General features: G+C 42.9%; 12 protein-coding genes and 1 riboswitch. Of the genes, 6 read left to right on the top strand and 6 right to left on the bottom strand.

The window, feature by feature from the left end; all coding sequences use genetic code 11:
- Nucleotides 1-38 precede the first annotated feature (38 nt).
- On the top strand, nt 39-425 hold the full coding sequence (locus ACFE90_RS30785; RefSeq protein WP_375506140.1) for a carboxymuconolactone decarboxylase family protein: 387 nt from the start codon (nt 39-41) through the stop codon (nt 423-425).
- Nucleotides 426-427: 2 nt separating this feature from the next.
- Here ACFE90_RS30785 and ACFE90_RS30780 read toward each other — a convergent pair whose 3' ends face one another.
- The 5 genes from ACFE90_RS30780 to ACFE90_RS30760 form a co-directional block, all read right to left on the bottom strand.
- On the bottom strand, nt 428-1,132 hold the full coding sequence (locus tag ACFE90_RS30780; protein ID WP_375506139.1) for a precorrin-2 C(20)-methyltransferase: 705 nt from the start codon (nt 1,130-1,132) through the stop codon (nt 428-430).
- Nucleotides 1,133-1,134: 2 nt separating this feature from the next.
- Nucleotides 1,135-1,761 (bottom strand): precorrin-8X methylmutase, encoded by a 627-nt coding sequence (locus tag ACFE90_RS30775; protein ID WP_375506137.1) that lies wholly within the window; start codon nt 1,759-1,761, stop codon nt 1,135-1,137.
- 41 nt (nt 1,762-1,802) lie between these two features.
- Nucleotides 1,803-3,437 (bottom strand): precorrin-3B synthase, encoded by a 1,635-nt coding sequence (cobG, locus tag ACFE90_RS30770; protein WP_375506136.1) that lies wholly within the window; start codon nt 3,435-3,437, stop codon nt 1,803-1,805.
- Nucleotides 3,415-3,539: riboswitch (cobalamin riboswitch) on the bottom strand. (Overlaps the previous gene by 23 nt.)
- 381 nt (nt 3,540-3,920) lie before the next feature.
- Nucleotides 3,921-4,337, bottom strand: coding sequence for a hypothetical protein (locus tag ACFE90_RS30765; protein WP_375506135.1), 417 nt, complete (start codon nt 4,335-4,337; stop codon nt 3,921-3,923).
- An 18-nt stretch (nt 4,338-4,355) separates the two neighbouring features.
- Entirely contained in the window at nt 4,356-5,210 is an 855-nt protein-coding gene (locus ACFE90_RS30760) for an FAD-binding domain-containing protein (protein ID WP_375506134.1), read from the bottom strand.
- Nucleotides 5,211-5,545: 335 nt separating this feature from the next.
- On the opposite strand from ACFE90_RS30760, the gene bcp reads away from it, so the two are divergent.
- The 4 genes from bcp (at nt 5,546) to ACFE90_RS30740 (ending at nt 8,648) form a co-directional block, all read left to right on the top strand.
- Complete coding sequence (gene bcp, locus ACFE90_RS30755) at nt 5,546-6,025, top strand: thioredoxin-dependent thiol peroxidase (protein ID WP_375506138.1); 480 nt, start codon at nt 5,546-5,548, stop codon at nt 6,023-6,025.
- 94 nt (nt 6,026-6,119) lie between these two features.
- Entirely contained in the window at nt 6,120-6,698 is a 579-nt protein-coding gene (locus ACFE90_RS30750; protein ID WP_375506133.1) for a hypothetical protein, read from the top strand.
- A 110-nt stretch (nt 6,699-6,808) separates the two neighbouring features.
- Nucleotides 6,809-7,435, top strand: a complete 627-nt coding sequence (locus ACFE90_RS30745) for a restriction endonuclease subunit R (protein ID WP_375506132.1) — start codon at nt 6,809-6,811, stop codon at nt 7,433-7,435.
- Nucleotides 7,436-7,439: 4 nt separating this feature from the next.
- Nucleotides 7,440-8,648 (top strand): cysteine desulfurase family protein, encoded by a 1,209-nt coding sequence (locus tag ACFE90_RS30740; RefSeq protein WP_375506131.1) that lies wholly within the window; start codon nt 7,440-7,442, stop codon nt 8,646-8,648.
- On the opposite strand, the gene ACFE90_RS30735 is transcribed toward ACFE90_RS30740, so the two are convergent.
- The gene (locus ACFE90_RS30735; RefSeq protein WP_375506130.1) at nt 8,596-9,552 is read right to left on the bottom strand and encodes an aldo/keto reductase; all 957 of its coding nucleotides are present in this window, start codon (nt 9,550-9,552) and stop codon (nt 8,596-8,598) included. The genes ACFE90_RS30740 and ACFE90_RS30735 overlap by 53 nt on opposite strands.
- A 444-nt stretch (nt 9,553-9,996) precedes the next feature.
- Between ACFE90_RS30735 and ACFE90_RS30730 the strand changes: the two genes are divergently transcribed.
- Nucleotides 9,997-10,737, top strand: a complete 741-nt coding sequence (locus ACFE90_RS30730) for an SDR family oxidoreductase (RefSeq protein WP_375506129.1) — start codon at nt 9,997-9,999, stop codon at nt 10,735-10,737.
- Nucleotides 10,738-10,853: the final 116 nt, after the last annotated feature.

Here is a 10,853-nt window from a genome sequence, read left to right as displayed (position 1 = left end):
AGGAAAAGTCCTAGTGAAGTCCAGAAATTGGATAATTTATTTTTTGGAGTTCCCTGATCGAAGTCTTTGACAACTTCGCTTTCGACGAAGTAATTGCTCTCAGCAAGCTGGATACAAAGACAAGAGTCATCCTGATTCTGGCGTCTATCATCGGCAGTCAGGCAGTAAGCGAATACAGAGTTATGGTGGCCGCTGCGCTCAATGTCGGAGTAACGTCGGTTGAAATCAAAGAGATCCTGTATCAGTCGGTACCCTACGTGGGTATGGCAAAAGCATTTGACTTTGTTCATGCCACTAACGAAGTGATGTCCCTGCTGGTCATTCAATTACCTTGCGCTGTCTGCCTCCTGCCTTCTCTTGTAAGTCTAACTTTCATTGAAATAGCCCAATCATTACACCAATTTCATGGCTTGAGGATGTCATAGGTTTATAGTCGATTCTTAGTTGGAATCACAATCATTGAGAAATAGGGTACTTCGGCTGGATCAACCTCATCCAGGGGTATGATGCGTTGCTGTGATGTTGATGCCCGCTCAATATATCTTGCCCGTGACGCTAGCCCTAACTTGTGCAGGATATCTCGTACTTTGGTAAAGTGACGACCTAGCTTCATAATTGCTGCTGCGTCGGTCATCAGCAGATGTGTAGTCAGTTCTTCTGCTGGCAATGGCGCGGGTAAGACTGTGAGGATATCAGTGTAGTAGGTGAAAGGTACACCTAAGGCTACCGGACAAGCCATCAGGGAAGAAACTCCAGGGACAACTTCTGTTTCATACTGGTCACATAACCGTGTGAACAGGTACATGAACGAACCATAGAAAAATGGATCACCTTCGCACAGTACTACGACATCTCGACCTGCTGCTAAATGGTCGGCGATTGGTTCAATTTCCTTGTCATAAATAGACTTTGCCTTTTCTGGTTCCAAAGCGCGGGGGAGGTGAAATAACACCTCGATTTGATTCCCAGGAAGATACTGCGCCACGATCGCTCTAGCAATACTTTCTTTATCTGTAGCTGATTGATAGGCTACCACAGGAGCCGCACGTAATAACCGCAGTGCTTTCAAAGTCAATAGTTCCGGATCGCCTGGGCCAACACCAATTCCATAGAGACGACCTTTGATTTCTATATTCATTCTTCCTCCGTTGCCAGGGCGTTAACTGCTGCGGCTGCGATCGCACTCCCACCGCGCCGACCATGTAAGGTTAAAAATGGTACATTCCTGCTGTCTGCTGCCAATGCGGCTTTCGATTCGGCTGCACCGACAAACCCAACTGGAAAGCCTAAGATAATAGCAGGTTTAGTAGCTCCTTCATCAAGCATTTCTAATAGCCGGAATAGTGCTGTGGGCGCATTGCCAATTGCAATCACCGATCCTTCGAGGTGCGATCGCCATAATTCTAAAGCTGCCGCCGACCTTGTAGTACCCAGACGCTGGGCAATTTCTGGCACTTCCGGCTCATTAAGGGTACAAATAACTTGATTGTTTGCAGACAACCGTCGCCTGGTAACGCCATCGGCAACCATCCGGCAATCGCACAGAATTGGCGCTCCTGCTGCTAGTGCTGCCCTTGCAGATTGTACTGCTGTTGGTGAATATGCCAAGTCAGTGACAATATCCGTCATTCCACAGGCATGAATGAGACGCACAGCAACTTTTGCTACATCTGGTGGTAGCACATCTAGGTTCGCTTCTGACCGGATGATTGCAAAAGAATTGCGGTAAATTTCGTTGGCATCTCGGATGTAATCGGGCATTCGATTTGGGATTTTAGATTTTGGAATGAAAATCGAAAGGCTTAGATTGCCGACTTCTCTAAAAAGTTGGGAATCTTGTTGTTCAGGAATGATTTAGGAATAATATTAAATAACTGCTGTAATTGGGCGATCGCATATCGATTAGCAAATGTCCCAAAAGACTCATCAGAATTTAGGCATTGATTTTTATATACATATAGCATCCGCTCTATTAATGTCGGTAGTTCGGCAAAAGTTACATTTTGATATAGTTCACGTCCGAATTTGTGCTTGCTGTCACCAACATAAACGTGATAGCCTTCCACAGTTCCATTGTCACCCTCAATGCTGACACCAAGCAGAGTAATATCACTCTTGCTATGCTGGGCGCAGGATTTTTCGCAGCCGCTAAAGTGGATATTAACTGGGCAATCCAAAGTGAGATGAGTTTCAAGATACTTTGCTAATGCTAATGCATGACTTTTGGTGTCCGTGGCAGAAGCGGCACAACCTTTTTTTCCAGAACAGGCAACTAATGCACTCTTGATGTTGGTTGCTGAGGAATCCAATCCTAAGAAAGCAATTTCTCGCTGGACATCAGCAACCCATTGCTGAGGAATATCTGTTAACAGCAGATTTTGCCAAGGAGTTAACCTGAGCGTTCCACTGCCATATTTTGTTGCTAAATCCGCTAAACCCCGCATCTGGGTATTCTGCAATCGCCCAAGTGGCAAGACGACACCAATATAAAATAAGCCTTTCTGACGTTGGGGATGGCTGCCAATATGCTGATACTTAGCATTTGACCGCTCCCCCAACCGCTCTCCTGCAAGGAGAGGGGAGAAATTCTCCCCCTTCCCTACGAGGGAAAGGGGTTGGGGGGTTAGGTCACTGCACAAAAGAGAAAAAGGTAAACACTGTTCAACTTCCTGGAGATAATTTTCACAACCTAAAGTATTCAATAACTCTAATAGCCGTAGCCGACGCTTACTTGTAGTATTACTATGAACTAGATAGACCTCTGCCAAAGCTGCCAAGATAGGCAAACATTTCTCTGGTGATAACAAAATTCCCATATCGCTGGGCGGTTGCCCCTTTGCGCCGACACTGAGATAGAGGCGGAAATAAACATTACCGTCAACTAAGACAGCAGCAAATAGGATATCATTCAAGCGATCGCACACCCGAATTATCCCACCACCATCAAAGCAAACGCTAAATTTTGCTGAAAGTCCCGAAAGCACCGGATGTCCAGCAATATAATCATCCCAACCTTGGACAAAAGGGCGGGTATCGATTAATTCTAGGGGGTCGATACCAGCAGTTGGGCTGGTCATAATATTACGGATGTGGTCTACAACAGGATTACGAGAACCTAGTCCCATATCCTGTAGATGTTTCAGAACCTCAGCATTTATCCCCGTGCGGATTTCGCGGACTTGTAGATTCGCTCGATTGGTCACATCTACATAACCGCCACCGTGCTGTTCTGCTATATCTGCGATCGCACGGCACTGCTGACTACTAATAATTCCACCTGGTATTCTAATGCGAGATAATATACCATCGGCGGCAGGTGTAGCATAAAACAAGCCAGGACAAGTGGCAAATTCAGAAAGCAAACTTGGAACTCCTTCCCCGTGCAACGCAGGGAGTAGACGGTGAGTGTGTCTTGAGGACATCTTGAGAGTTGGCATTCTGACTTGGGTGATCCCATCACAGCTGCGGCACAGTCCCGGAATTTCACCGGAGTTTCCCAACTCCAAGCTTTAGTAATTTAGCACGAGAAGGTAGTCAGAAAATTTAATGCTTCATGCAAATTTTGAATCAAGCTATCCACGTTGACAGAGTTAGCCGTAGTTCACTAACGCTGTCAAGGTGAGTCTTGTATTCATTACTAGCTTAGAACTCGGAAGTTGAGCCTTTGAACTCGGAAGTTGAGCCTTTGAACTCGGAAGTTGAGCCTTTGAACTTAAGTTCTGGGCGGAATCTGGGTAGGCAAAATGTTTTGACTGTTACAAAAATGTGGGTAATGACAAGCCTTAAAAAGGGGGGTTAGGGAGGATCAAGCTTTAACCCAAGCGTATTGCTTCATCAGTTGAAGCTTGCGTCTGTAAATACCAAACTATCAAACTTTGATAGAAGAAGCGATCGCCAGATATTCCAATTTTACAATTGGGCTATTCAAAAACATAATTTTGAGCCACTTTCCAATAGCGCGAGAACCGCTTCAGGTCAATATAGCCGTCATAGTCAAAAAATGGTTCCACCTCTAGCACTTCCACTACTATGGAAGGCTGCATTTGATTGCAGATATCATCAAACCGGGGACTCGGACTGTTAGCTGTGACGACTAAATTTGCATCATGTTCTTGAGCAAAAGCTAAAATTTCTTGTGCCACATCGCCACGACGGATAACAACGGGTAACTCTAGCAAACATTCGTAGATAAAAGCGATGCGTTTGAGACTTAGTTGCCATTCCTTTATCAAAGCCTCGTCCCAAACCCAGATAGCTGGCACATCGGGATATTTTTGTAGTACAGGGTTGTATGGACTGAGGCAATCTCCATGTATCCAAACAATTGGTTTATTCATCTTTTTTAGTCTTTTACCTTACTTTTTACCTTTCTTTCCACGCTGCCAACTTTGGCTATTGGCTTGTTTGCTAAATTCCCCTTTGGGAAAAAGTCGCTGTTCTAATTCTTCATAGCTGCCTTCAAAATCACAATGACCATAAAGCGGACATTTCTGGCAATAAATGCCTTTGGTGTAACGTTCTAAGTTCTCACGATTGAAAAAATACGGTTTCTGACTAAAGGTGCTGGTAACCCACTGCCATGACATATTATTACTAGCAGGATCTCCATCTAAAAGGTGTTCGAGAAACCATTTGGCTCCTGCTTGCCAACGAATACGCCGCCAATGGACAATGTAAGCCGCTAGCCACATTCGTGCGTGGTTATGTAGATAGCCAGTTTCTTTCAAGTCATGGCTAAAACTGTCGATGCAAACCCTACCTGTGGTTCCTTGTCTGATATCTTGCGGCAATTCGGGTGCATATTCATCCACAGTGTAACCAGTTTTGTACTCTTCCTGGTCTTTCCAGATTCCATCGCCTAACTTGATATACAATCGTTGCCAGTAGTCGCGCCAGCCTAACTCGTTAATTAGTTTAGTAGCTTCGTTTTGGTGCTGTACCCGGTCAAGGACATAATCTCGAATTTCTCGCAAACTCAAAACGCCATAGCGGATGTAAGGCGAAAGTCGCGTCACCGCACCTGTGAAAAAATTTCGTGTTTGCGCGTAGCTTACTGCATCAATTTTTTCCAGCGCTTTCTGTGCAGCTTTGCGTCCTCCCACGGTTTCACTGATGTGGTCATCGCGTTGTGCCGCATCTGGGAATTGTTCGCGCAGGTAGGCTACCAACTCATCGCGGTTGGTAAATTCGCGTTGCATATCTTTAGTCATGTGAACTTTGAAGGGTGAGAATAAATAAACGAAAAACCTGTAGGTTAATTTATTATTGCGGATAAATATAAGCGATCGCTCTCAACCTTATGAGAGAACTTTTTTCATGGTAAGCAAAGATGAATCAGTGTGTAGGCATAGCCCAACTCAGACATCACTCAAGGTTTGGGAATGCATTAATTTAGAAGCAAGAAAACAGTCCGAACTTTAAGTAAATCAGAATTATGTTGATAAATTCGTGACATTTGTGAATAAGAATGATCGCTCAATCTATGTACAATTCTAAAGCGATGTCTACGACGAGCTACGCTTACGCAATCTCTCACACCCCTATCATGAGCAACATTCCCCAAGTCGGACAACCAGCGCCAGATTTTTCTACTCCTGACCAAAATGGCAATTCAGTTACTCTCGACGACCTCAGCAGTCAGTGGGTTGTCCTCTACTTCTACCCCAAAGATGATACACCCGGTTGTACCACCGAAGCGAAAGATTTCACCGAGTTGTATCTAGACTTCAGCGAACTGGGAGCAAAAATCTTAGGCGTGAGTCCAGATTTGGGTAAGTCCCATTGTAAATTTATCAGCAAACATAACTTGTCAATCACCCTCTTAAGTGACCCAGAACATATTTTGACAGAAGCCTACGGCGCTTGGCGCTTAAAAAAATTTATGGGCAAAGAATATATGGGTGTTGCTCGGTCAACCTTTCTAATTTCACCTGATAAAATTATTGTCTATGCTTGGCCGAATGTGAAAACCAAAGGTCATGCTCTGGCAGTTTTAACTAAATTACGGGAATTAGCAGCTATATGAAAGAGTAGTTGCTGCTACGTGTTTTTTTTGCTATAACCTTGCGATTAAGTATTTGAATTCATAGAATTGAGTTCACATCGTCTAGGGGGTTCGTATGGATTCTAATTCAAGGTTAGAGTATCTCTATAAAGAGTATGTTCGATTAAGTGAGAAAGCTGAAGAATATATCAAAAGTGCCTTTGAAGATTTGAAGTTAATGGGAGTAATTGGTGCAACTATAGCCCTTTGGAAACCAATTGTAGATGCAATCGTCTTAGCAAACCCAAAGATTGATCAAAGTGGAATTCTATTTTTAGGTTTTTTGAGTTTATTACTAGTTGTTGCAATCATTGGATTCTGGAACCTAATTAAGCAATCTTTCATTATTTTCTTCGCAGATAATCTCCAGGGCTATGAGGAAGAAATTAGGAAAGAGCTAAACGAAGCAGATTATTCCAATGTTTTTAATTTTAATCTTGAAAAAGAAACTAAACTAATAGAAAGTTATCGGACTACCTTCGCTGCTTTCATAATAGTTTTTGCAATTGCAACTACTTTCATTCCGTTTATAATCTTGTTTTACACTAATGCTTATTATGCATTTGTTTATATATTATTGTCATTAACAATATTTGGAGCTTACTTTCAAGTACTCAAGAAATCAACTAGGAAGTATTTTTCCATAAAAAAGTAAATGGAGGGACGATTAATACAAAAATGCTACTCTAGTCCTTAAATTTATCTGGAAACTGTCAATGCTATCATTGAAGTAAGAAATCAAACTTCTCGCCAGTTAAAACTAATATGGTTCAAGTCATCCAAGCTCATAATATCAGCCATGCTGATTTAGAAGCAAGATTTGGTCTGCAACAAACTGAAAGTGAAGATTTTTTTACAAAGTGGTTCGATACTTTACCGGAAATTACAGATTTAGAAAAGCAAGATTTAGACAGAATAAAACTTCATTTCCTCTGTTTAGTCAAACGTCCTCTTTTGTCAGAAGAAACGGTGAAATTAGTAGTTTTATCTCCTTTACTCAATTTAGCTGGATTTTATGATGAGCCTTTTTATATGAGAGGCGAGGAATCAATAGAAATTTCTGCAGAAGATGAAGGAGAAATCATTAGAGGTAGAATTGATGTTTTAGTTATTCAAGAACAATTCTGGTTGTTAGTAATTGAATCTAAAAGGTCTAGCTTTTCTATTTTAGAAGCCGTACCTCAAGCACTTGTTTATATGTTGGCTAATCCTAATCAAGACAAACCTACTTTTGGATTAGTAACAAATGGTAGTGATTTTATTTTCCTGAAACTTACCAAAGAAAATCAGATCAAGTATGCTATCTCTGACCAATTTACACTTTTGAAACGACAAAGTGAACTGTATCAAGTTCTTAGTGTATTAAAAAAATTGAGTCAAATTTTGAGTTAATAATATGTCTATTCGTCCTATATACCTTGATTGTCACGCTACTACACCCGTAGATGAAAGGGTACTAGCAGCAATGCTCCCCTACTTCACAGAAAAATTTGGCAACCCAGCAAGTATCGGTCATGTTTATGGTTGGGAAGCAGAAGCTGCTGTTAAGCAAACGCGAGAGATTTTAGCAGCAGCAATCAAAGCCACTTCTGAAGAAATTGTTTTTACCAGTGGTGCAACAGAAGCGAATAATTTAGCTATTAAAGGTGTTGCCGAAGCTTATTTTAAAAAAGGTCAGCATATTATTACTGTTGCCACTGAACATAGTGCAGTTATTGACCCTTGTAATTATTTAAAAACTCTCGGTTTTGAGATTACTATTCTCCCCGTTAAACAAGATGGATTGATTGATTTAACTGAGTTAAAAAAAGCTTTCCGTCCTGAGACTATTTTGGTGTCGGTAATGGCTGCAAATAATGAAATTGGTGTGTTGCAGCCATTGGCAGAAATTGGGGAAATGTGCCATGAACACAACATCATTTTCCACACCGATGCAGCCCAAGCTATTGGTAAAATTCCCTTGGATGTGCAAGCGATGAAAATTGACTTGATGTCGCTAACCGCACACAAAGTATATGGCCCAAAAGGCATTGGGGCGCTGTACGTCCGCAGGCGTGACCCCAGAGTGCAACTAGCTCCCCAGCAGCACGGCGGCGGACATGAACGGGGGATGCGGTCTGGGACATTGTATACACCGCAAATTGTCGGCTTTGGGAAAGCTGTAGAAATCGCTTTGATAGAACAAGCAACAGAAACCCAACGCCTCACCCAGTTAAGGCAAAGCTTGTGGAAACAGCTTTCCCAACTTGAAGGAATTCATCTCAACGGACACCCTCAAGAGCGATTAGCGGGAAACTTGAATATCAGCGTTGAGGGGGTGGATGGAGCCGCACTTTTGCTAGGATTGCAGCCAGTAATGGCGATTTCTTCTGGTTCTGCTTGCTCATCGGCAAGTACTGCACCCTCCCATGTTCTGACAGCACTGGGAAACCCCCAACAGCTAGCTTATGCCTCAGTGCGGTTTGGGATTGGACGGTTTAATACCCAAGAGGAAATTGATATTGTGGCGAAACATGCGATCGCTACTATTCAAAGTTTACGCAAAACCTCTTTTATGGATTCTCGCCAAGGAATGCGCCAATCTGATCTAGCTCCTGCTGATTGAGGCGAAATTCCCCAGCAGCGATAATTCCTTCCACCTGCTTGGGATTGCGTGCGCCAACGATCGCCCCTGTCAGTGCTGGATTGTTTAAAGTCCAAGCGATCGCTACCTCACCGGGGGAGCGATCGTGTTGTTGACCAATATGCTGCAATAACTCCACCAACTTCAGGTTACGAGATAGACGTGGCTCCTGAAATTCACTATTATTCTTGCGCCAATCATCATCTGGAAAACTAGCAACCCGCTCAGGTGTCATCTTTCCTGTAAGCAACCCAGATTGCATAGGTGAATAAACAATCACACCTATGTTGTTTTCTTTACAAAAAGGTAGAATCTCCTTTTCGACATCGGGCTTAACCAGTGAATAAGGCGGTTGCAATGAAGTAACTGGTGCAATCTTTTGGATACGTTTTAACTGTTCTACATTGAAATTTGAAACCCCGATGTAACGAACCTTACCCTCATCCTTGAGCTTGGAGAGAGTCGTCCAGCCTTCTTCAAATTCTGATTCTGGGTTAGGCCAGTGGATCTGGTAGAGGTCAATGGTTTCAATATCGAGTCGGCGCAAACTAGCTTCAACTTCCCGCCGCACTGAATCAGCCTTCAGACTACGACCAATTTCGCCCTTTTCATCCCAGATCATTGAACATTTAGTGAAAATGTAAGGGCGATTAGATCGGCCCTTGAGCGCCTTAGCAACAACTTCCTCCGAATGTCCCAGACCATAGATAGCTGCGGTGTCAATCCAATTAACGCCGAGGTCGAGAGCGCGATTGATTGCTTCAATTGATTCTTGATCATCCTGCGCTCCCCAACCAAAAGCCCATCCACCTCCACCGATCGCCCAGGCTCCAAAGCCGATTGGGGTAATGTGAAGCTCCGAATTACCGAGCTGTTTGGTTTGCATATCTATATATCTCCAAGGATTTTTGAGTCAATTGCTAGTTTAGGTTGCAAATATTTTCTCAACCGCTATCTGAAGTGTGAATGACTACTGGAAAAAACACGACAGCAAATCATTACTTATGTAGGATTACTAAATCCTAAATGTTATGTTGATACACACTACTTATACATTAGTACAGCATGGCATAAATTCAGCTACTATCTCAATTAGGACTTACGCAAAAACTCTCTCAAATTCTTCGTACCCTTCGCGTCCTATGCGGTACCCTTCTCCTTCGGAGACGCTACGCGAACAGGAAGCCACTTCGTGTCTACGTTTTTTCATAATTTTGCGTAAGTCCTATCAATTAACAAGTGGCTCAAGTCCCTTGTCTTCCGGTACAGTGTACTAGACTTGCTCGAAGATAGTAACAGTTATCAGTGTTTATCAAAATAGAGAAGTAATATGTCAGAAGATTTAAAAGGCAAAGTTGCGCTGATCACTGGTGCAAACAAAGGTATCGGGTATGAGATTGCACGCCAACTAGGTTCTAGAGGCGCTACTGTTCTTGTTGCTGCAAGAGATATAAAACGTGGTGAAGAAGCGGCGAATAAACTTCGTTCAAATCAGATTGATGCTCGATCAGTTCAACTTGATGTCACCGACCAAAAAACAATCGATTCTGCGGCTAAACAAATTGAGAGCGAATTTAGAAAACTAGACATCCTTGTGAATAATGCTGGGATACTAAGTGATGGCGATCGCCTTTCACCCAGTCAAGTTGATATTGAAACACTGCGACACACTTATGAAACCAATGTATTTGGAGTGTTTGCAGTGACAAAAACGATGCTGCCACTTTTGAAGAAGTCAACAGCAGGGCGAATAGTGAATATATCAAGTGGTTTAGGTTCCATTACTCAAAACTCTGACCCAAATTATGAGTTCGCTAATTCTAAGCCTCTTGCCTATAACTCATCAAAGACAGCAGTTAATGCGATCACAGTTCTGTTGGCTGCTGAACTTAAAGATACCGCGATTAAAATCAATGCTGCTGACCCAGGTTTCACAGCAACAGACATTAATCAAAACCAAGGATACCGCACCGTTGAGCAGGGAGCGATCGCAGCAGTGAGACTTGCCACTCTACCTGATGATGGTTCTAGCGGAGGGTTTTTTGATGAGGATGGCGTGGTTCCCTGGTAGAAAGTAAGGGGGAATTGGACATTGGGCAGGAGTTAGAAAACTCGGTTCATCCACCTTTTATCTCCGTTAACGAGTCTTTGAACTGGATGAATCCACCTTTTATCTCCGTTAACGAG

Source organism: uncultured Nostoc sp., from assembly GCF_964245445.1.
Lineage (GTDB): Bacteria > Cyanobacteriota > Cyanobacteriia > Cyanobacteriales > Nostocaceae > Nostoc.
Note: the sequence above shows the minus strand (reverse complement) of the source record. Positions and strands in the feature narration are given on the sequence as shown.

Bases quoted from the DNA above. Each gene is read 5' to 3' on its own strand.
- ACFE90_RS30775 (WP_375506137.1), bottom strand. From the start codon at position 1,761: ATGCCCGATTACATCCGAGATGCCAACGAAATTTACCGCAATTCTTTT.
- cobG (WP_375506136.1), bottom strand. From the start codon at position 3,437: ATGCCAACTCTCAAGATGTCCTCAAGACACACTCACCGTCTACTCCCT.
- ACFE90_RS30765 (WP_375506135.1), bottom strand. From the start codon at position 4,337: ATGAATAAACCAATTGTTTGGATACATGGAGATTGCCTCAGTCCATAC.
- ACFE90_RS30760 (WP_375506134.1), bottom strand. From the start codon at position 5,210: ATGACTAAAGATATGCAACGCGAATTTACCAACCGCGATGAGTTGGTA.
- bcp (WP_375506138.1), top strand. From the start codon at position 5,546: ATGAGCAACATTCCCCAAGTCGGACAACCAGCGCCAGATTTTTCTACT.
- ACFE90_RS30750 (WP_375506133.1), top strand. From the start codon at position 6,120: ATGGATTCTAATTCAAGGTTAGAGTATCTCTATAAAGAGTATGTTCGA.
- ACFE90_RS30745 (WP_375506132.1), top strand. From the start codon at position 6,809: ATGGTTCAAGTCATCCAAGCTCATAATATCAGCCATGCTGATTTAGAA.
- ACFE90_RS30740 (WP_375506131.1), top strand. From the start codon at position 7,440: ATGTCTATTCGTCCTATATACCTTGATTGTCACGCTACTACACCCGTA.
- ACFE90_RS30735 (WP_375506130.1), bottom strand. From the start codon at position 9,552: ATGCAAACCAAACAGCTCGGTAATTCGGAGCTTCACATTACCCCAATC.
- ACFE90_RS30730 (WP_375506129.1), top strand. From the start codon at position 9,997: ATGTCAGAAGATTTAAAAGGCAAAGTTGCGCTGATCACTGGTGCAAAC.